The sequence below is a fragment of the Terriglobales bacterium genome (assembly GCA_035454605.1).
Classification (GTDB): Bacteria; Acidobacteriota; Terriglobia; order Terriglobales; family Acidobacteriaceae; genus DATMAB01.
The window spans coordinates 1-20,200 of record DATIGQ010000132.1 but is presented as its reverse complement, the minus strand read 5'-3'; the positions used below and the strand labels follow the sequence as shown (position 1 = coordinate 20,200).

The 20,200-nt window shown below is 65.7% G+C and carries 24 protein-coding genes; 15 read left to right on the top strand and 9 right to left on the bottom strand.

The window, feature by feature from the left end; translation table 11 throughout:
• Positions 1 to 99: 99 nt before the first annotated feature.
• The 13 genes from VLE48_09490 (at position 100) to VLE48_09430 (ending at position 9,359) form a co-directional block, all read left to right on the top strand.
• Positions 100 to 1,098, top strand: a complete 999-nt coding sequence (locus VLE48_09490) for a histone deacetylase (GenBank protein ID HSA93230.1) — start codon at positions 100 to 102, stop codon at positions 1,096 to 1,098.
• A 60-nt stretch (positions 1,099 to 1,158) separates the two neighbouring features.
• A complete protein-coding gene (locus VLE48_09485; protein ID HSA93229.1) occupies positions 1,159 to 1,335 on the top strand; it encodes a hypothetical protein in 177 nt (58 codons plus the stop codon).
• A gap of 82 nt (positions 1,336 to 1,417) precedes the next feature.
• Complete coding sequence (ffh, locus tag VLE48_09480; GenBank protein HSA93228.1) at positions 1,418 to 2,782, top strand: signal recognition particle protein; 1,365 nt, start codon at positions 1,418 to 1,420, stop codon at positions 2,780 to 2,782.
• A 94-nt stretch (positions 2,783 to 2,876) separates the two neighbouring features.
• A complete protein-coding gene (locus VLE48_09475) occupies positions 2,877 to 3,566 on the top strand; it encodes a peroxiredoxin-like family protein (GenBank protein HSA93227.1) in 690 nt (229 codons plus the stop codon).
• Positions 3,567 to 3,662: 96 nt separating this feature from the next.
• Positions 3,663 to 3,914 (top strand): 30S ribosomal protein S16, encoded by a 252-nt coding sequence (rpsP, locus tag VLE48_09470; protein HSA93226.1) that lies wholly within the window; start codon positions 3,663 to 3,665, stop codon positions 3,912 to 3,914.
• 103 nt (positions 3,915 to 4,017) lie between these two features.
• Complete coding sequence (locus tag VLE48_09465; protein HSA93225.1) at positions 4,018 to 4,272, top strand: KH domain-containing protein; 255 nt, start codon at positions 4,018 to 4,020, stop codon at positions 4,270 to 4,272.
• A 17-nt stretch (positions 4,273 to 4,289) separates the two neighbouring features.
• A complete protein-coding gene (rimM, locus tag VLE48_09460) occupies positions 4,290 to 4,829 on the top strand; it encodes a ribosome maturation factor RimM (protein HSA93224.1) in 540 nt (179 codons plus the stop codon).
• 41 nt (positions 4,830 to 4,870) lie between these two features.
• Positions 4,871 to 5,677 carry a tRNA (guanosine(37)-N1)-methyltransferase TrmD gene (gene trmD / locus VLE48_09455; GenBank protein ID HSA93223.1) on the top strand — a complete coding sequence of 269 codons (807 nt, stop codon included), beginning with the start codon at positions 4,871 to 4,873 and terminating at the stop codon, positions 5,675 to 5,677.
• Between the two features lie 41 nt (positions 5,678 to 5,718).
• The gene (gene rplS / locus VLE48_09450) at positions 5,719 to 6,066 is read left to right on the top strand and encodes a 50S ribosomal protein L19 (protein ID HSA93222.1); all 348 of its coding nucleotides are present in this window, start codon (positions 5,719 to 5,721) and stop codon (positions 6,064 to 6,066) included.
• Positions 6,067 to 6,169: 103 nt separating this feature from the next.
• Positions 6,170 to 6,919 (top strand): ribonuclease HII, encoded by a 750-nt coding sequence (locus VLE48_09445; protein HSA93221.1) that lies wholly within the window; start codon positions 6,170 to 6,172, stop codon positions 6,917 to 6,919.
• A 57-nt stretch (positions 6,920 to 6,976) separates the two neighbouring features.
• Complete coding sequence (tmk, locus tag VLE48_09440; protein HSA93220.1) at positions 6,977 to 7,666, top strand: dTMP kinase; 690 nt, start codon at positions 6,977 to 6,979, stop codon at positions 7,664 to 7,666.
• Positions 7,667 to 7,671: 5 nt separating this feature from the next.
• Entirely contained in the window at positions 7,672 to 8,769 is a 1,098-nt protein-coding gene (locus VLE48_09435) for a hypothetical protein (protein HSA93219.1), read from the top strand.
• 185 nt (positions 8,770 to 8,954) lie between these two features.
• Entirely contained in the window at positions 8,955 to 9,359 is a 405-nt protein-coding gene (locus VLE48_09430) for an RNA chaperone Hfq (protein ID HSA93218.1), read from the top strand.
• A 7-nt stretch (positions 9,360 to 9,366) separates the two neighbouring features.
• Here VLE48_09430 and dcd read toward each other — a convergent pair whose 3' ends face one another.
• Positions 9,367 to 9,921, bottom strand: a complete 555-nt coding sequence (dcd, locus tag VLE48_09425) for a dCTP deaminase (GenBank protein ID HSA93217.1) — start codon at positions 9,919 to 9,921, stop codon at positions 9,367 to 9,369.
• 141 nt (positions 9,922 to 10,062) lie between these two features.
• Between dcd and VLE48_09420 the strand changes: the two genes are divergently transcribed.
• Both VLE48_09420 and VLE48_09415 read left to right on the top strand, forming a co-directional pair.
• Positions 10,063 to 10,332 (top strand): HU family DNA-binding protein, encoded by a 270-nt coding sequence (locus VLE48_09420; GenBank protein HSA93216.1) that lies wholly within the window; start codon positions 10,063 to 10,065, stop codon positions 10,330 to 10,332.
• 36 nt (positions 10,333 to 10,368) lie between these two features.
• Complete coding sequence (locus VLE48_09415) at positions 10,369 to 11,388, top strand: site-2 protease family protein (GenBank protein ID HSA93215.1); 1,020 nt, start codon at positions 10,369 to 10,371, stop codon at positions 11,386 to 11,388.
• A 13-nt stretch (positions 11,389 to 11,401) separates the two neighbouring features.
• On the opposite strand, the gene priA is transcribed toward VLE48_09415, so the two are convergent.
• From priA to VLE48_09375, 8 genes are all read right to left on the bottom strand, one after another.
• Complete coding sequence (gene priA, locus VLE48_09410; protein HSA93214.1) at positions 11,402 to 13,849, bottom strand: primosomal protein N'; 2,448 nt, start codon at positions 13,847 to 13,849, stop codon at positions 11,402 to 11,404.
• A 79-nt stretch (positions 13,850 to 13,928) separates the two neighbouring features.
• Positions 13,929 to 14,795 (bottom strand): uracil-DNA glycosylase, encoded by an 867-nt coding sequence (locus VLE48_09405; GenBank protein HSA93213.1) that lies wholly within the window; start codon positions 14,793 to 14,795, stop codon positions 13,929 to 13,931.
• 1 nt (position 14,796) lies between these two features.
• Positions 14,797 to 16,017 carry a bifunctional phosphopantothenoylcysteine decarboxylase/phosphopantothenate--cysteine ligase CoaBC gene (gene coaBC, locus VLE48_09400; protein ID HSA93212.1) on the bottom strand — a complete coding sequence of 407 codons (1,221 nt, stop codon included), beginning with the start codon at positions 16,015 to 16,017 and terminating at the stop codon, positions 14,797 to 14,799.
• A gap of 45 nt (positions 16,018 to 16,062) precedes the next feature.
• Positions 16,063 to 16,287 (bottom strand): DNA-directed RNA polymerase subunit omega, encoded by a 225-nt coding sequence (rpoZ, locus tag VLE48_09395; GenBank protein HSA93211.1) that lies wholly within the window; start codon positions 16,285 to 16,287, stop codon positions 16,063 to 16,065.
• A gap of 29 nt (positions 16,288 to 16,316) precedes the next feature.
• Complete coding sequence (gmk, locus tag VLE48_09390) at positions 16,317 to 17,015, bottom strand: guanylate kinase (protein ID HSA93210.1); 699 nt, start codon at positions 17,013 to 17,015, stop codon at positions 16,317 to 16,319.
• Positions 17,012 to 17,914: a YicC/YloC family endoribonuclease gene (locus VLE48_09385; GenBank protein HSA93209.1), complete on the bottom strand. Its 903-nt coding sequence runs from the start codon at positions 17,912 to 17,914 to the stop codon at positions 17,012 to 17,014. The genes gmk and VLE48_09385 overlap by 4 nt, the downstream gene beginning before the upstream one ends.
• Positions 17,915 to 17,930: 16 nt before the next feature.
• Positions 17,931 to 19,775, bottom strand: coding sequence for an ABC transporter ATP-binding protein (locus VLE48_09380; GenBank protein ID HSA93208.1), 1,845 nt, complete (start codon positions 19,773 to 19,775; stop codon positions 17,931 to 17,933).
• A gap of 85 nt (positions 19,776 to 19,860) precedes the next feature.
• Positions 19,861 to 20,200: RNase adapter RapZ (locus tag VLE48_09375; GenBank protein ID HSA93207.1), on the bottom strand; the 340-nt coding region annotated here is incomplete at its 5' end.

Sequence of the window (20,200 nt, the reverse complement as noted above, 5' to 3'; positions counted from 1 at the left end):
CGCAAGTTCGTTTGTCCGCCGCGGCGGACTCAGGATTTCGCCCTTCGACTTCGCTCAGGGCAGGCTCCGCGCGCTCGGACGCCCGCAAGACGGCTCAACATGCTGCCTTTCAAGCTGGTCTACAGCGACGCCTATTACCTGCCCATTGGGGCGCACGTATTCCCGGCCGAGAAGTACCGGCTGATCCACCGGCGCCTGCTGGAGACCGGCGCAGCCCAGCCTGAGGACTTCGTCGCGCCGGAGCCCGCTTCCGATGAGGACATCCTGCTGGTGCACACGCCGGAATACGTGCGCAAGCTCAAGACCGGCACACTCTCGCCGCGCGAGGAAATGGTGATGGAGGTCCCCTACTCGCGCGAGCTGGCGGGCGCGTTCTGGCTGGCCGCGGGCGGATCGATCCTGGCCGCGCGGCTGGCGCTGCGCGAGGGCGTGGCGTTCAATATCGGCGGCGGCTTTCACCATGCTTTCCCCGGGCACGGCGAAGGCTTTTGCATGATTCACGACGTCGCCGTAGCCATCCGCCGGATGCAGAAGGATGGCGCCATCGGGCGCGCCATGACCGTGGATTGCGACGTCCACCACGGCAACGGCACCGCAGCCATCTTCGGCTCGGCGGCGCTTCCCCCGGCGCCCTTGCCCTCTACCGGCCCGGCCATGCTCGGGCGCGGCACGGCGGCGCACCACGCCGAGGCTGACGTGTTCACCATCTCCCTGCATCAGGAGAACAACTACCCGGCCTGGAAGCCGGCGTCTTCGATTGATGTGCACCTGCCGGACGGCACTACCGACGAGCAGTACCTGGCATGGCTCGACCAGGCGCTCAGTTCCGGACTGCGGCAGTTCACACCCGAATTGTTGTGCTACATCGCCGGGGCCGATCCCTACCGCGAAGACCAGCTCGGCGGGCTGGCGCTTACCATCGAGGGCCTGAAGCAGCGGGACGAGCTGGTGTTCCGCGTGGCCGCGGCGCGCGGCATCCCGGTGATGGTCACGTTCGCCGGTGGATACGCCCGCCACGTGCAGGATACGGTGGCCATCCACTGCAACACGGTGGTCGCGGCGCGCGAAGTCTTTGCCTCCGCGGCCAAAGCCGGGTAGAGTTATGTGCCCGCGCGGCACGGCTCCCGGCCGCGCACCAGGAACCAGAGGAGGAATCGGATGCCAGGCAAGAAGCCGCAGTACAGGGTCATCTCCCCCCGCGGGGACGAAGTCCACCTCGAGCAGGCGCTGGCGGAAGCCTGGGAAGACGGCTACGAGCTGGCGTTCGTCGTGCCCAACAGCGGCCCCCGCGGCATCAACGTGTTCCTGATCCTGCGGCTGCGCGGGAAGAAGTAGCTCCTCTCTCCGGCCCCCAGCGGCACCCGCGGCCTGCCGATTCCGCCTGCTACAATAAGGCTCTCACGCCGCATTCCTCCGTATGTTCGAGAACCTCACAGACAAACTCCAGCGCACGTTCAAGAACCTGCGCGGACAAGGCACCCTGACCGAAGAGAACGTCGGGGAAGCGCTGCGCGAGCTGCGTTTGGCGCTGCTGGCGGCCGACGTCAACGTCAAGGTGGTAGGCCAGTTCCTCGAGCAGGTGCGAGCTAAGGCCATGGGGCAGGAGGTGCTGACCGCGCTTTCCCCCGCAGACCAGGTCGTCAAGGTGGTGCGCGACGAAATGGTCGATCTGCTGGGCCGTGAGACGGCGCGGCTGAAGCTGGCCTCACAGCCGCCCACGGTCATCCTGATGGCCGGCCTGCAAGGCTCCGGCAAGACCACGACCTCGGCCAAGCTGGCCGCCTGGCTGAAGAAGAGCGGGCATCGGCCGCTGCTGGTCAGCGTGGACGTCTATCGTCCGGCGGCGCGCGAGCAGTTGAGAATCGTGGCCCAGGCGGTGGGCGCCAACCTGTACGAAGGCAAGGTCGCTCCCGGCGAAGAGAACACGGTAACCGTCGAACGGCTGGCACGCGAGGCCCGCCGCGAAGCCATGCTCTCCGGGTGCGACGTGCTCATCGTGGACACGGCCGGGCGCCTGCACATCGACGATCAGTTGATGGAAGAGATGCAGTCGCTCAAGCGGCTGCTCAATCCGCCGGAGATCCTGTTCGTCGCCGACGCCATGACCGGCCAGGACGCTGTCCGCTCCGCCGACGAGTTCCACAAGAAACTCACGCTGACCGGCGTGGTGCTGACCAAAATGGATGGCGACGCCCGCGGCGGCGCGGCCATCTCCATCCGCAGTGTCACCGGCGCGCCCATCAAGTTCGTGGGCGTGGGCGAGAAGTACGACGCCCTCGAAGCCTTCCATCCCGACCGCATGGTGTCACGCATCCTGGGCATGGGCGACATCCTCTCGCTCATCGAGAAAGCGGAAGAAAAGCTGGACAAGAAGAAGGCCCAGGACCTGGCCGTCAAAGCGCTCTCCGGCGACGGTTTCACGCTCGAGGACTTTCGCGAGCAACTCCGCCAGGTGAAGAAGATGGGTTCGCTCGAGAGCCTGATGAACCTCATGCCCAAGGTGGGGCCGTTCGCCGCCTTGAAGGGGGCCGGGGAAGTGGAAGAACGGCAGCTCGTGCGTGTCGAAGCCATCATCAACTCCATGACGGGTTACGAACGCGCGCACCACGAAGTCATCAACGGCAGCCGGCGGCGGCGCATCGCGCGCGGCTCCGGAACCAGCGTGCAGGAAGTGAATCAGCTCCTGCGTCAGTACGCCCAGATGCGCAAGATGTTCAAGAGCATGGGCAAGTCCGGCTTCCTGCAAAAGCGCCTGGCGGGCGTGAAGCTGCCGGGAACATGAAAGGCAGTTTCTAGTTTCTCGTTGACGACGCCGGGCTTCCCCTTGTGTCTCACTCTTCGAGAAACGAGAAACCCGAAGAGTTGAAACGGCATTCATGCGCTGGCGCGGGGCCAACCCGGAGTACGAAGCCATCGGTAAGGGCGGGAGCCTGCAGGAAACGCTGGAGGCCCTGAGAGATCGCGTTCACTCCATGATCCCTGCCGCCACCGTGGCCGTGCATGACCGGGCGGCCGAGGAACTGCGGCGCTCCGGTATTGCCGAACGCATCCTGGCCGCCGGCTCGAAGGCGCCCGCTTTCGAGCTTCCGGACAAGGACGGCAAGATGGTTCGCTCGGAAGACCTGCTGGCTCGTGGCCGCCTGGTGGTGAAGTTCTTCCGCGGCCGCTGGTGCCCGTACTGCATCGCCGAGCTTGAGGCGTACAACGAGCTCTTGCAGGAGATTGAAGCAGCCGGCGCAACCCTGGTGGCCGCGTCTCCACAGACCGTCCGACAGACCTTCTTCCTGGCGGACCAACACCAATTGCGCTTTCCCCTGCTCTCTGACGCCGGCAACGCCGTGGCCCGCCAGTTCGGCCTGGTGTACCGGTTGCCGGAGGACCTCAAGGCGGTCTTTCAGCGCGCGTTCATCAACCTGGTACATAGCAATGGGGACTCCAGTTGGGAGCTACCCCTGCCGGCCGCCTACGTTCTGGACCGCGACGGCACGGTGCTCTACGCCGCCGCCGACTGCGACTTCCGGCGCCGCCCGGACCCTGCCGCAGTCCTGGCTGCCCTGCGCGCCTGAGCGCGGCCGGTTGCCAAGAAACGGCGCCATAAGCGATAATTGAAGTTTGTTTGGTCTGCTCGGCAATCACTAGAAAGGAAAGACTTTTTTGTGCTGATGATCCGACTGGCGCGCACCGGTGCGCGCAAACAGCCGCACTACCGGGTGGTGGTGATCGAGAAGGCGCGCCGCCGCGATGGCCGCTTTCTGGAGATTGTGGGAACGTACAATCCCCGCACCAGCCCGGCCACCGTGGACCTGAAGCGCGAGCGGATTGCGCACTGGGTATCCAAGGGCGCCCGGCTCTCGGTTACCGTGAACAAGCTTTATTCCCAGCCCGCCTCGGCGGGCACGGGCAACGCGGCCTGATTGTTCTGGTGAGGATCGCCTTCCCGACGCGCGAGCGTCGCGGCGTGAGTTCACCGTCACAATGCAACCAGGGTTCGGCCCCACGATTGGCAAGGAGTCGCCTATGACGAGCGATCCTGGTGGGGACATGCGAGTGTTGGTCGAACAGATTGCCAAAGCGCTGGTCGACGAACCCGAACAGGTCTCCGTCCGCGAAGTGGATGGCGAGCAGGCGGTCGTGCTGGAGCTCAAGGTCGCCCCTAACGATCTCGGTAAGGTGATCGGGAAGCAGGGGCGGACTGCGCGTTCCATGCGCACCATCCTGGGCGCCGCAGGAATGAAGCTGCACAAGCGCTACACGCTGGAGATTCTGGAATAAGCCGCGCATACGTCACCGTGGCTCGCGTGGTTCGCGCCCAGGGCAGGAAGGGTGAAGTCGCCGCCGAGTTGTCCACCGACTTCCCGGAGCGGCTGGCCCGGCGCAAGAGCCTGTATGTGCTCGGGCAGGACGGTTCGCGAAGCGAACGGGAGATCGAAGCGGCCTGGCCGCACAAGGGCCGCATGGTGCTGAAGTTCCGCGGCTGTGATTCCATCAGCGACGCGGAACAGCTTGCCGGCTGCGAACTGCAGGTGCCGTTCGAGGAGCGCGCTTCGCTGCCCCCCGGCGCAGCCTACGTCAGCGACCTGGTGGGCTGCAGCGTGATGGACGTGAGCCGGAACGTGGTGGTCGGCACCATCGACGAAGTCCGGTTCGGGGCCGGCGATGCGCCGCTGCTGGTGGTGCGGGCCGCGGGAAGGGAGTTCCTGATCCCCTTCGCCGCCGAGTACGTGCGCAGGATGAGCCTCGAGGAGCGGTGCCTGGAGATGACGCTGCCGGAAGGATTGCTGGACCTGGAGAAGCCGCTCTCGCGGGAAGAGAAGGAAGGCGAGCGGTAGAGAATCAGCGCGAAAGCGGAAAAGACGCGGAAAGATGCCCCATGAAGTTCGATATCCTGACCATCTTTCCGGACTTTTTCCGCGGGCCGATGGATTACGGCGTCGTGCGCCGGGCGCGCGAAGCCGGCCTGGTCGAGATCGCGATTCACGATTTGCGGGCTTTCGCGCACGACCGGCACCGTACCGTGGATGACCGGCCTTTCGGCGGCGGTGAAGGCATGGTGCTCAAGCCGGAGCCGCTGTTCGAGTGCGCGGAATCGCTGGGCATCGCGCCGCGAGCGGAGCGAGCGGCCGCGCGCGTGAGGGAATCGGTGGTGCTGCTCTCGGCGCAGGGGCGCATGTTCCATCAGTCCCTGGCGGCGGAGTTGGCCGGACTGGAGCGTGTGGTGCTCCTCTGCGGCAGGTATGAGGGCGTGGACGAGCGCGTGGCGGAGCATTTGGCCGACCGCGAGCTTTCGGTCGGCGACTACGTGCTAAGCGGCGGCGAGTTGGCGGCCGCCGTGGTGGTGGACGCAGTGACGCGTCTGCTGCCGGGCGCGTTGGGCAACGAGGCTTCCGCGCGCCAGGAAAGTTTCACCGCCGCCGAAGCCGTGGCTTCCGCGGGTCCGAGTTCGACCTGCGCGTCGGGCGGGTTGCTGGATTACCCGCACTACACGCGGCCGGCGGAGTACAAGGGATGGGCGGTGCCGGAGATCCTGATCTCCGGGCACCATGAAGAGATTCGCCGCTGGCGCCGCCGCAGGGCGCTGGAAAAAACCTGGCGCAACCGGCCGGAACTGCTGGAGTCGGTCGCCCTGAACCAAGAGGATCGCGATCTGCTGGCTGAGATCCGGTCCGGGAAATCATAGAAGCGCAGCCGCTAGCGGCTGTCTCGAACGGAAGGAACGACATGTCAAACCATCCCGTGCTCGACAAGTTCAACGCCAAGACGCAGCGCACCGACATCCCGTCTTTTGTCCCCGGCGACACCGTGCGCGTGCAGGTGCGGATCAAGGAAGGCGATAAGGAGCGCCTGCAGGCGTTTGAGGGCATCGTCATCGCGCGCAGCCGCGGCCCGCAGGCCAGCTTCACCGTGCGCAAGATCAGCTTTGGCCAGGGTGTAGAGCGCATCTTCCCGGTGAATTCCAAGGTCATCGATCGCATCGATGTCGTGCGCTCCGCCAAGGTCCGGCGCGCCAAGCTGTTCTACCTGCGCTCCCTCCGGGGCAAGTCCGCCCGCTTGCGCGAAGTCGAGTAACCGACGGGGCGCGGCCGATTGCGGCCGCGCCCTCCTCGCTTGAGGAAAACTCCTCATCTTTTCTCCTTGCACCCTCCTCCGTTCCGCGCCAAACTCCTGCGCAATGCACGTACGCAGGCCGTCGGCCGTTTCCAAGGAACTTTCTCCCGCCGCGCTCAAGCTGCGCATGCTGAAGAAACTACGCTGCACTCTCCGCTTCGAACGGCAGGCCTGGACCACCGGCGCGCAACGGGTAGCCGGCGTGGATGAAGCCGGACGCGGCGCGCTCTTTGGGCCGGTGTTGGCGGCCGCGGTCATTCTCGATCCCGGGCGTCCCATTCGGGGCCTGCGTGATTCCAAGCTCATATCCGCAGACCGCCGCGAGGAACTCGCAGAGGTCATCCGCCGGCGTGCCGTGGCTTTCGCCGTGGCGGCCGTGGACGCCGCCCGCATCGATGAGATCAACATCTATCAGGCTTCACGTCTCGCCATGCGCGACGCAGTTCTGCAGCTCTCCCCTGCGCCCGACTTTCTTCTGGTGGACGCCATGCGCCTCGATTGCGACTGTCCGCAGCGCTCCATCATCCACGGCGACGCCCGTTGCGCCTCCGTCGCCGCCGCTTCCATCCTCGCCAAGGTGGAGCGCGACCGCATCCTGCGCGAGCTGGACGCGCAGTTCCCTTTGTACGGGCTGGCTTCCAACAAGGGGTACAGCACGGCGCAGCACCTCGAGAGCCTGCGCCGCGTTGGGCCTTCTCCGCTGCACCGCCGCTCGTTCGCTCCCGTCTGGAACTGCGCTCAGGAGCCGCTGGCCTTCATGCTGGAGGATGAGGACGCTGCCCTGCTTGTTTCCTCCGGCAAAGCCGACTGCTGATTGCGGTTTTCCTGACACCTGAAAACCGACACCTGAAGCGGATGTTATGATTCCGCCGTGACCCGCAAGCGAGCGCGCGGCAAGTTCATCACCATCGAAGGGCTTGACGGCTGCGGCAAGAGCACGCAACTGGCGAAGCTCGCGGAGGTCTTGCGCGCGGACGGGCATGACGTGGTGGAGACACGCGAGCCCGGCGGAACGCCCATTGGTGAGCGCATCCGCGGCGTCTTGCTCGATTCCCACACTTCCGGGCTTTCTGGCTGGGCGGAGATGGCGCTGATGTTCGCGGCCCGCGCCCAGCACATCGCGGAGGTCATCCGCCCGGCGCTCGAAGCCGGCCGCTTCGTGCTTTGCGATCGCTTCACCGACTCCACCGAAGCCTACCAGGGCGGGGGCCGCCGCCTGGGTGCCGAACCCGTGCTTGCCTTGCATCGCATCCTTTGCGGCGACCTGCAGCCCGACCTCACCATCCTCATGGACTCCGACGTGGCCGCCAGCGTAGAGCGCGCCCGCCGCCGCAACCGGCGCGTGGCCGATGCCGCCGTCGCAACCGCTGCGCTGGACGAGAACCGATTCGAGCAGGAGAGCCGTGCCTTCTTCCAGCGCGTCCGCGACGCCTATCTCGCCATCGCCCGGCGAGAAACCGGCCGCGTCGTGGTCATGGATGCCCGCCGTCCCATCGAGACCGTCCACGCGGAGATCGTCCAGACGGTGCGCCAGCGTCTGCTGGCCGCCAAGTCGGCGTGAGTGCCATGGGCTTCCAGGACTTCTACGGAAACGCAGAAGCGGTACGGACGTTGCGCGAGATGCTGGCGCGCGGCCGCTTCCCGCACAGCATCATCCTGCACGGCCCCGCGGGCGCCGGCAAGTACACGCTCGCCCAGATGCTCGCCAAGGCCATGAACTGCGAGCGCGCTCCGCAGACCGGCGGCCTTCCTGATTTTTGCGGAGAATGCTCTGCCTGCCGGCGCATCGCCCAGGCCGACGACTTCGACACCTGTTTCGCCGAAGCGGTGGAGGCGCGTGAGGGGCTGCGGGAAGCCGACAAGCGCGATGCCCGTCTTTTCCTGCAAACGTTTCCCGACGTTACCATCGTCCCGCCCGATCCGCCCCAGATGATGATCAAGGTAGGCCAGGTGCGCCGCGTCACCGAGACCGTGTACTTCCGTCCCGCCGCCGGACGCGAGCGCGTTTATGTCTTCACGACCTCGGCTTTCATGCGTGAGGCTGCCAACGCGCTGCTCAAGGTCCTGGAGGAGCCGCCGGAATTCGCCACGCTCATCCTGTTGGCGGAAAATCCCGGCGAGCTCTTGCCTACGCTGCGCTCACGTTGCTTCTCCGTCCGACTGTCGCCGCTCCCGGTCGCCGAGATGGAAGCGTGGCTGGACGGCGCACAACCCAAGTGGACCGCCAAGCAGCGGGCGCTGGTGGCGCGGCTTTCCGAAGGGGCCGTCGGACGCGCCCGCTCCTTCGACCTTGCCGCCTACGTCGAGGCCCGCAACGACGCCTTGTCCCTGCTGGCCTCTGCGCTGGAGAGCCACGACCACAGTGCTCTTTTCAAGGTCACGGACTCCTATCGCGGCGGCGCTGACGGACGCGAAAAGACGGCGCGGCTGCTGCGCACGCTCTATTCCGTCCTGGAGGACATGCTTTTTCTGAAGTCGGGCACACCCGAACTGGTCCGCAACACCGATATCGCCGCGCGCCTGGAACGCCTGGCAGCCCCGGTGGACTTCGCCTGGCTGGCCGCGGCCGCCCAGGAACTCGACCAGGTGGAAGCGGGCATGCGGCGCAACCTTCTGCGCTCGCTTTCGCTCGACGCCTTCGCCACCGCCCTGGAGCGCGACTGAATTCTGCCGCCCGGGGACGGGCGATTGTCAGTTTCTGCCGGGCTGTGTTACGTTAACGGAAACTCCCGGGACCCGACTTTCCGCCACCATTCACGACTTTCAGCAAGACCCGACAGGGCGGTGTCGTGTTCCAGGGCCAGCCCTGGTGACCGGCTCCCGCTGGATCACCGGATTTGGAGCGTTCGATGAGCAAGGAACCCGTCGACCACACTGCGGCCCGCATTGCCGCCGAATCCGACTTCGCCAACCGCAAGCTCATCCGCCCGTCGCTGGCGCGCCGGGACATGCCCATCGTTCCCCGCCACGAGCGCGCCGCATCGGCGGCCCGGCCCAACCCCGGGCCCCGGAAGTCGCCGCCGGAGCAGACGCACGCCGAAAATTTCTATTACCAGAAGCAGATGCAGACGCGCACGCCCATCGTGGTGGTGTTGCGGGACGGCGAACGGATTCAGGGCGTCATCGAGTGGTATGACAAGCGCTGCATCAAGCTGCATCGCGGGAATGGCGAAGCCAACCTGCTCATCTACAAGCCCGCCATCAAGTACCTGTTCAAGCAGTCGGAGAACTCGGAGAACGACGACCAGGGGTAGGTCCGCCTCACAGGCGCGGCAGCATGATCCCGCTCTGTGCCTGGTATTTTCCCTTTTTGTCCTTGTAGCTCACTTCGCAGACCTCATCGGACTGGAAGAAGAGGATCTGGCACAGCCCTTCGTTGGCGTAGATTTTGGCGGGAAGCGGGGTGGTGTTGGAGATCTCCAGGGTGACGAATCCTTCCCACTCGGGCTCGAACGGGGTCACGTTCACGATAATGCCGCAGCGCGCATAAGTGCTCTTGCCCACGCACACCGTTAGGATGTCGCGCGGGATCTTGAAGTACTCCACCGAGCGCGCCAGGGCGAACGAGTTGGGCGGGATGATGGCGCAGTCGGCACGCACGGTCACGAACGAGCGTTCGTCGAAATTCTTCGGATCCACCACCGAGCACATCACGTTGGTGAAGATCTTGAACTCGTCCGCTACGCGGAGGTCGTATCCGTAGGAGGACAGTCCGTAGGAAACCACCCCGTCGCGCACCTGCTTCTCGGCGAAGGGATTGATCATGTCCTGCTCCAACGCCATCTTGCGGATCCAGCGGTCGCTCTTGATTGCCATTCGCTCTCCTGATTGCCCGGCCATCTTATGCGTGAAAACGGACGTTGACAATGGCCGCTATGTCCTTTACTATCCGCGCCTTAGGACGCACGCTGTAGAAAACGATCGAGCGTACCTGTGCGGGGCGCAGGGGGGCGGCTGGTGATTAAACTCGACATCATCAACGAAGTCGTGGCCAAGACGGGCATCACCAAGACCAAGGCAGAGCTGGCGGTGGAAACGGTCTTCGATGCCATGAAGAAGGCGCTGTCGAACAGCGACCGCATCGAGCTGCGCGGCTTCGGCGTGTTCAGCGTCCGTCCGCGCAAGACGGGGATCGGGCGTAACCCGCGGACCGGCGCCGAAGTCAGCATCCCGCCGGGCAAGGCGGTGCGCTTCAAGCCCGGCAAGGAGCTGCAGTCCATCGATTGAGGCCCGGCGGCTGCCGCTCCTCCACGGACTGCTCGCATGTCTGAGCCGCTTCCGCCCACAGCCTCGCTTCCGGAACTGCCTCGCTTCCCTCATGAGGTGATCTTCGTTCCGCCGCCGCGGCCGCGGCGCCGCATCTGGCTGCACCTGCTGCTTTTCCTCGCCACCACCTTCACCACTCTGATTGTGGGAGCGCGGCTGCAGCACAACTTCAACCGCAACCGGCCCGCGTACTCCGAAGAGGAAGACTTCTTCCCGGTCACCTGGGCGTTGAGCGAACCGTCGCGCCTGCTGATGGGCACGCCGTTCTCGGTCACTTTGCTCCTGATTTTGCTGGCGCACGAAATGGGCCACTTCGTCTTTTGCGTGCGCAACCGCGTGTATGCCACCCTTCCCTTCTTCATTCCCGCGCCCACCATCATCGGAACGTTTGGGGCCTTCATTCGCATCCGTTCGCCCATCCGCACGCGCACGGCGCTGTTCGACATCGGCATCGCCGGGCCTATCGCTGGTTTCTTGGTCGCGGTGCCGGCTCTGGCCCTTGGCATGATGCTCTCCCGCGACGCTCCCCAGGTGGTAAGCCAGTCGGAGCTGCAGTTTGGCTACCCGGCTATCTTCGACCTGCTATGGGCGGTGCTCCCGCTTTCGGACCTGCAAGGCGGCTCTTCCTTGTTGCGTGACATCTACTTTCACCCTATTGCCGTCGCCGCCTGGGTGGGCATGTTTGCCACGGCGCTGAACCTGATTCCCGGAGGCCAGCTGGATGGCGGGCACATTGTGTACGCGCTCTCGCCGCGGCTCCATCGCAACCTTTCGCGACTGGTGGCTGCACTGCTGATCCCGATGAGCTACTACTGGTGGACCGGGTGGCTGTTGTGGGCGCTTATCCTGCTCATTACCGGAACGCGTCATCCCCAGGTGCAGGAATTCCCCGAACTCTCTCCCGGGCGCAAGCGGCTCGCCCGCTTTGGCCTGCTCATCCTGTTGCTCACGTTCATCCCCGCGCCCTTCGCCGGGGGCTCCCTTCGCGAACTGCTGTTCGCTCCACCCGGCGGCTGAGCCGGGCATCGCCTTACAGCAACTGCAACGCGTCCACATCCACAATGACGTTCGTGCGCGGGATCTTCTGCGCGTCGGCGTAAGCGATGAGCGCTCGCAAGGTTTCATTCAGCCGCTTGCGGCTGGCGGACTTGAGTACGAAGTGATAGCGGTAGTCGCGCTTCAGACGCAGGATGGGCGCGGCTGCGGGGCCGAGCACGCGGAAGTCAGCCGGACGCGACTTCGCCGTGCTCTCGAACCATCTCCCCAGCAGACCGGCCCAGCGCAAGGCGCGCTCCAACTTGTCACTTCGTAGGAGGACGTTGGCGACGGCGGTGAACGGCGGGTAGCGCATCCAGCGACGAAACCGCAGTTCCTTTTCGAAGAAGCCTTCGTAGTCATGCCGGGCGGCAAACTGGATGGCATAGTGTTCGGGGAAATAGGTCTGGAGGACGACGCGGCCGGGCGTGGAGCCGCGGCCGGCGCGCCCCGCCACCTGGGTGAGCAGTTGGAAGGTGCGCTCGGCGGCGCGGAAATCGGGAAAGCCGAGAGCGAAGTCGGCGCCCACCACGCCGACCAGCGTGACCCCGTGGACGTCGTGTCCCTTGGCGATCATCTGCGTGCCCACCAGCAGGTCGAATTCGCCGGCATGGAACGCGGCCAGGATGCGCTCGAAGTCGTGGCGTCCGCGCACCGTGTCGCGATCCAGGCGCCCGATGCGCGCCGTGGGAAACGCCGCGTGCAGCCGCTCCTCCAGTTTCTCTGACCCCGAGCCCAGGAAATAAACGTAGTCGCTGCCGCATTGCGGGCAGACGCGGGGCACAGGCTGCTGATGTCCGCAGTAATGGCAGACCATGCGGTTCATGCGCTTGTGGAAGGTGAGGGCGATGGCGCAATTGCGACACTCGACCGTCTTTCCGCAGGCGCGGCACAGTACGGCGGCGGAATAGCCACGGCGGTTGAGCAGCACCATGGCCTGCTCGCCGCGCTCCAGGCGCTGGCGCACCTCGGCCAGCAGAGTGCGGGAAAACAGTTGGTCTTCACCGGTCTCCTTGAACTCGGCCCGCATGTCCACGACTTCGACCTCGGGCAGGGGGCGCTGCTCCACGCGCTGGCGCAGTTCGAGGCGCGAATATCTTCCCTGCTGCGCGTTGTAGAACGACTCCAGCGAAGGTGTGGCCGAGCCCATGACCACGGCGGCGTCCAGGAACTTGGCGCGCATCACGGCCACGTCGCGGGCGTGGTAGCGTGGCGCCTCCTCCTGTTTGTAAGAAGAATCCTGCTCTTCATCCACCACGATGAGGCGCAAGTCACGCAGGGGCGCGAATACCGCCGAGCGCGTCCCCACCACGATGCGCGCCTGCCCACCGCGGATGCGATGCCACTGCTCGGCGCGCTCGCGCAGCGTGAGCGCCGAGTGCAGCAACGCCACGTCGTCGCCGAACACCTGTGCCAGGTTGGCGGCTGCGGCCGGCGTCAGCCCGATCTCCGGCACCAGCAGCAGCGCGGAGCCGCCCGCGGACAGCACTGACTGCATCGCCGCGAGGTACACCGCGGTCTTCCCGGAGCCGGTGACGCCGTAGAGCAGCGTGACCGAGAACTTCCCTGCCCGCGAGGCAGCCTCGATCTTTTCCAGCGCTTCACGCTGCTCGCGGTTGAACTCCCAGTCGGCGCTGTGCGTGGCGGGCACACGCGTGAGCCGGAAATCTTCCGGCTCCTGCTGCAACTCGATGACGCCGCGGCGCACCAACGTCCCCAGCGTCGTTCTCGGTACCTCGAGGTCGCGTAACGCATCCACGGGCAGGCGGCCCCCGGCTGCGGCCAGCGTCTCCACCAGCGTCTTCTGGTTGGCATTGAGCTTTCCGCTCACCTCATGCAGCAGCGCGATGCGTCGCAGCCGTCGGGCATCGCGGGCTGCCGAGACGTCCTCGCGCACCAGCCACCTCTTGCGCAGCATTCCTTCGAGCAGTGCGCGTGTGGCGCCGGTGGCCGTGCGCAGCGAGGCTTCGCGGGCGGACTCATGCGCCGCCAGGTAATCGAGCACGCGGTACTCGGCCATCTGTTCGTCGGGAGTGCGACGCGAGCGCGCAGACGAGCCCCGCTGCGCTGATTCATGCAGAGCGGTCAAACCGGCCTCGGCGATGTTCCACACGACCTCGCGCCTGACCTCCGCTGCCAGCGGCAGCATGGTGCGAAACACTTCGCCCAGGGGCGCCAGGTAGTAGCTGGCGATCCAATCCGCCAGGCGCAGCAAGTCGGCATCGAGAACGGGCTCCGCATCGAGGACATCGAGCACCGTCTTGGCCTCAACCGACGGCGGCTGGTCGTGCAGTGATGTCACCACGCCCGCCAGGCGCTGGCTGCGGAACGGAACCAGGACGCGTCCCCCGACTACCGGCGGAGTCTGCCCGTCCGCCGCCAGGCGATACGTGAAGGTGGTATTGAGGGGCACGGGCAGCGCGACGTCGCAGAAGGAGGGCATCAGGGCTACCGACAGCTTAACTCAGCCGTGAAGATGGAAGTGATTTGGTGACCGCGCCCGAAAGGAGTCTTGCTTACGGCTATTGCGCATCCAATCCGGTGCGCCCTTTCGCCTTCAGGCCGAGGTACTGCATCACCATCTGCAGGTCCTTCCAGGCTTCCTTTTTCTGGCGAGGATCGCGGAGCAGGAATGCAGGGTGGTAGGTGACGGCGAGCGGGACACCACGGTAGTCGTGCCAGCGCCCGCGCAACGCGGCCATAGACTGGTTGACTTCGAGCAGGGTGCGGGCGGCGACCGCGCCCAGCGCGACAATGACACGGGGCGCGAGGGCTTCAATCTGGCGATTGAGGAACGGCGAGCAGGTGTCGCATTCATCGCGCTCCGGCGTGCGGTTGCCCGGCGGGCGGCACTTGACGACGTTAGCGATATAGACGTCTCCGCGCTTGAGGTCCATGGCTTCGATCATTTTGTTCAGGAGCTGCCCGGCGCGGCCGACGAACGGCTCACCCTGCTCGTCTTCATCGGCGCCCGGCCCCTCGCCGATGAACATGAGATCCGCGCGCGGATTCCCCACGCCAAAAACGATGTTCTTGCGTCCCTGGTGCAACCGGCAGCGCGTACAGTCTCCAATGTCGTCGCGGATCAGCCGCAGCAGCGCCGCAGGATCTTCCGCTCGGCGGATGGGAGCCAAGGCGCCGCTGCCGACGTCGAGCAACGCCAGTTGGGATGCGTCCGGCATCGGCGCCGCGGCGCTGGCGTGAGGCGACTCCGCCGGCGCGGTCGCTTCTTCTGTGGTCTGCTGCGTCGCGCCGTGCGCCTTCGCCTGATTCGCGGCACCCGGCGCCGGACGGCGATAGAGGTCGTAAATCCCGAGTTCCCGATAAAAGCCGAGGCGGGCGCGCAGGGCGCGGCGCAGTTCCGGGTCTGCCAGAGGGCGGCCGGACATGTCAGCGCCCGGCTTCGGCCGGAGCGCGGCGGCGCTGCTTCAGTCGGACGACGGCGTCGAGCACGCGGTGCGCTACCTCCCACTTGGAGGTCTCTGGCACGTCGACCTGATGGTCAGCGCCAAGGATGCTGACCGCGTTGCGTTCGGAATCGAACCCCACGCCCGGCCGGGAGACGTCGTTGACCACAATGACGTCCACCGCCTTCGATTCGAGCTTGCGACGCGCGTTCTCCAGCGCGTCACTAGTCTCGGCCGCAAAACCAACCAAGACCTGAGAAGTGCGGGAGCGGCCGAGTTCCGCAAGAATGTCGGCCGTGGGGGTCAGTTCGAGCGACAGGTCTCCGGAACGCTTGATCTTCTCCGCAGCCACCTGTTTGGGGCGGTAATCGCTGACGGCCGCGCACTTGATGACGATAGTGGATTCCGCAAAGCGCTCCAGGACAGCCGCGCGCATCTCCGCCGCCGTCTCGACGCGCACCACGTCGGCGCCGGAAGGCGGGTCCAGCGCCACCGGACCCGTCACCAGAATGACGCGCGCGCCACGGCGCAGCGCAGCTTCGGCCAGCGCGTATCCCATGCGTCCGCTGGAGCGATTGCTGAGGAAACGAACCGGATCGATGGGCTCGCGCGTGGGGCCCGCGGTGACCAGCACGGTCTCACCCGTCAGGTCAGGCACGGCGCCCAGCGCCTCGAGTACGGCCGTGACAATGGTCTCGTTGGCCGCCAGGCGTCCCGGACCGACCATGCCGCACGCGAGATAGCCGGAGTCGGGCTCCACCACGCGCACGCCGCGCTCGCGCAGCTTCTCCACGTTGGCGCGGGTGGCCGGATGCTCCCACATATTGACGTTCATGGCCGGGGCAACGACCACTGGCGCCGTTGTGGCGAGGAAGAGCGTGGTCAGGAAATCGTCGGCTTGCCCGTTGGCGAACTTGGCGAGGATGTCAGCCGTGGCCGGCGCCACCAGCAGCGCGTCCGCCGACTGTGCCACCGCAATATGCTCGACCGCGGAATCAATATTGGGCTCCTCAGTGCCCGCGCCGAACATGTCGGTGATGACCTTCTCGCCGGAAAGCGCGGCAAAGGTGAGCGGGCGCACGAACTCCTGCGCGGCGCGCGTCATCACCACTTGCACGCGCAGCCCGCGTTCCTGTAACAGGCGGACGACCTCCGCCGCCTTGTAGGCGGCGATGCCGCCGGAGACACCCAGCACTACCTTCATAGCTTTGATTGTAGCGCAGCCGAGAAAAAGCGCGCGCGCGACGGACTAGCTAGGACCAGCTGGCGGATCGAGGATTTCGCCCGCGGTCTCCGCCGGTGCCTTGGGCTCGCCGACCACGTAGGCCACCTTGCCCGCGGCAATCTCCTCCATAGCGACGCGGCAAGGCTTGCGGGTGGGGGTCTCGACCATGGGCCGGGCGCCGGAGAGTAATTGGCGCGCGCGGCGCGCGGCCACCAGAACGTAGCGGTAGTTGCTGTCGAATCCGTCCATGATTTGCCCTCAGTCGCTTCTCGTAGTGGTCAGCGCCGGTCCGATGCCGGCAAAGCAAACGTCGCCAGGACCCGCTTGAGCTGTTCGCCGGCGTGCGCCTGGCGGTAGCGCTCGGCCGTTTCCACGATCTCCTGTTCGTCCGTCCCCAGGGGCGTGCCCAGGCTGCGCAGGCGCTCCGCCAGGACGATGGCCTTCAAAGCATCGATGGACTGCTCCAGGCGATCGTTGATGAGAATATAGTCGTAACCGGGGTAATTCTCAATCTCCCGCGTGGCAGTTTCCAGGCGATTCCGGATCACTTCCTCGGAGCGCATGTTCTCCGCCTGGCTGCGGCGGCGCAGTCGCTGCTCCAGTTCTTCTCGCGACGGAGGCAGCACGAAAATGCTCACCGCCTCCGGGATCTTTTCCTTCATTTGGCGCGCGCCTTGCACGTCGATATCGAGCAGAAGGTCGTGGCCGCGCGCGTCGGCTTCGCGCTGGAAGCGCCGGTGTGTCCCGTAGTAGTGGCCAAAGACCTGGGCGTGCTCCAGGAATTCGTCACCCGACAGCATGCGCTCGAATTCCTCCCGCGTCACGAAGTAGTATTCGCGGCCGTTCTGCTCGCTGCCGCGCGGCGAGCGCGTGGTGTAGGAGATGGAGAATTCCAGGCCGGGAACGTTCTTGCGCAGCTCGGTGACCAGCGTGGACTTCCCCGAACCGGAAGGCGCCGAGATGATGAACACGCTCATTCGACGTTCTGCACCTGCTCGCGCAGTTTCTCGATCTCCGACTTCATCACCAGTCCGAGTTCCGTGATGCGCAGGCCTTCGCCGGAGACTCCCGAGGTCTTGGAAAGCAGGGTGTTGGCTTCGCGATTCATTTCCTGCAGCAGGAAGTCGAGCTTCTTGCCGGCCTCGCCGCCCTGCTCGAGCAGCGCCAGGAAGTGCTGGATATGGGTCTCCATGCGCACGATCTCTTCCTGGATGTCGCTGCGGGAGGCCAGCAGCGCGGCTTCCTGCAGGATACGCTCGCGGTCGGCGTGGCTGCCGATGAGTTCGCGCATCCGCGATTCGACCTTCTCGAAGCAGGCGCGGGAAACGGCGGTCCGTAGTGATTCCATCTCCGAGTTGGCCGCGCGCAAGCGCCCGACGCGTTCCCGCAACTCGCGCTCGATGCCGCCGCCTTCTTCCAGACGCATTTCGTCGAGCCGTCCGACGGCTTCTTCCAAGGCTCTTAGCGTCGCACCTTCCAGAGACCCATCCCCCGCGGCCTGGGCGGGCACCAGCGCTCCCGGCAGCCGCAGAATGGTGTTCAGGTCGGGTTCGCCGGAGAGACCGAACTCGCGCGCGGCGTCGCGGAACGCCCGGATGAATCCGCCCGCCAGCTCCCGGTTCACCGTCATTCCGCCCGCGCTGACGCGGTCGAGGGAGAGCACCAGCTCGATGTGACCGCGCGCCACGCGTTCTTTCAGGCGGCGACGCAGCGAAACCTCGAGCGAATCCAGGTCCGAAGGCAACCGCAGGTGCAGGTCGAGGAAGCGGTGGTTCACCGACTTCAGGGAGAGCGTGAATCCGCCCTGCTCACCGGCCTGTCCCCGGACCTGCGCAAAACCCGTCATGGAGCGGATGGGCATGGTCAGCAACGCCACAATGCGATTCGCTTGGTCATGATCTTGTCGTGACGCTCGGCGGGTCCGCGTCCACGAACTGCAGTTCGTAGAGGCGGCGATAGGTGCCGAGCCGATTCATCAGTTCCTCGTGCGTGCCGCTATCGGTGATGGTGCCGTTCTCCAGCACGACAATGCGATCCGCGCGGCGCACGGTGGAGAGGCGATGCGCAATCACGAACACGGTGCGGTCCGCCATGAGGTTATGTAGCGCCGATTGCACCAAAGACTCGCTCTCCGTGTCCAGTGCCGACGTCGCCTCGTCCAGGATGAGGATGGGAGCGTCCTTCAGCAACGCGCGGGCCACTGCCAGTCGCTGGCGCTCGCCGCCGGAAAGCCGCAGGCCACGTTCACCGATCACCGTGTCGTAACCCTCCGGCATGGCGGAAATAAAGTCGTGGGCGAGGGCGGCGCGCGCGGCCGCCTGCACGCGCTCCAGCGAAACGTGCGGCTGGCCGTACGCGATGTTGTTGCGTACCGTGTCGTTGAACAGGATGGTCTCCTGGGTCACGATCCCCACCTGCGCGCGCAGCGAGTGCAGCGTGACCTCGCGCACGTCGTGGCCGTCGATCAGCAGGCGGCCGGAAGTGACGTCGAAAAAGCGCGGGATCAGGTGCACCAGCGTGCTTTTTCCGGCGCCGCTCGAGCCCACGATGGCCACCACCTCTCCGGCGCGTACTTCCATGGACACGTCATTCAGCACGGCCCGCGCTTCCTCGCCGTTCGAGCCGTAGTTGAAGCCCACATGCTCGAAGCGAACGCTGTTCCGGAACGGCGGCAGAGGTCGCGCCTGTGGCTGCTCGCGAACCTCATCCTCGTCATCCAGGAAACGGAAGATCGTGGAAGAGGCGCCCAGCGCCTGCTGGAACTGGTTGTGGTACAGGGCGAACTTGCGTACCGGGTCGTACAGCTTGAAGACGGCGACCAGGAACGCCAGGAACGTGCCGGCGGTGAAGGCCTGGCTCTTGATCTGGTCTCGGCCGAGCAGCAGGAGCAGGGCGATGGCCACGGCCCCGATCAGGTCCATCAGCGGCGAACTGAGCGCAGCGGCGCGCACGGAACGCAGGTTGGCGCGGAACAGCCGCGAGGCCGCGCCCCGGAAGCGGCCGATCTCCCACGACTCCATGCCAAACGCCTTGACGATGCGGTTGCCGGTGATGGCTTCGTGGGAGAGGTTGTGGATTTCGGCCAGCTTGTCCTGGCCCGTACGCGTCGTACGGCGCACCCGCTTGCCGATGCGCGACGCCGAAACGATCACAAAAGGGATAAACAGCACCAGCACCCAGGCCAGCTTCCCGCCCAGCAACACCACCACGCCGGCGGTGAAGATGAGGATAAAGAGCTGTTGCAGGGATTCCGCCAGCACGGTGGACATGGCGATTTGCACCCGCTCCACGTCATTGACGATGGTCGAAAGCAGTGTGCCCGTGGAATGCCGCTGGAAGAATCCCGCGGAGCGCCGCACGATGGCGTTGTACAGCTCGTTGCGCAGGTCGGTGATCAATCCGAAGCCGGCGTAGTTCACCAGGTAGGTGCCGGCGTAGTCGGCGATTCCTTTGAGCAGCGTGGCTGCCACCAGGGAGAACGCCACGATAGTCCAGACGTTGTGGAAATGCTCCGGCACGAACTGCTGCAGGTGGATGACGCGGTCCGTGCCCGGGACGGTGAACAGCGCCACGTCCGCCGAGCGCGAGCCCGGGTTGAGCACGCGGTCGAAGATGGGGCCTACCAGCAACACGCGGAAGGCATCCAGCAGCCCGACTGCGGCCATCAGCAGCACCGACGCCAGCACGTGGAGCCCGTAAGGCGCGACGTAGCGCAGCAGGCGCATCAGCTGGCGCATAGAGCTCCGGAAAGGGACGTGTCCGGCATAAGCAAACTAGCTCATTCTATAGGGTTCCCAGTTTTCCGTTCCCAGTTTCCGGAGGCTAGCGCGGTAGGTCGCGGTGGGTAGCTCGCGTGCGATACCCGGCGGCGGCCAGACGCCGCCGAACGTCCTCAGCAATCATCACCGAGCGGTGCTGGCCGCCGGTGCACCCGAATCCGATAGTCAGGTAGCTCTTCCCTTCCCGCACGTAGTGCGGCAGCAGGTAGACCAGCAGGTCGGAGATGCGGGCGATGAACTCTTTCGTCTGCGGAAAGCTGCGCACGTAGCGGGCCACGCGCGGGTCCTTACCGGTGAGCGGACGCAGCTCGGGGATGAAGTGCGGATTGGGCAGGAAGCGCACGTCGAACACCAGGTCGGTATCCTGCGGCGTGCCGTTACGG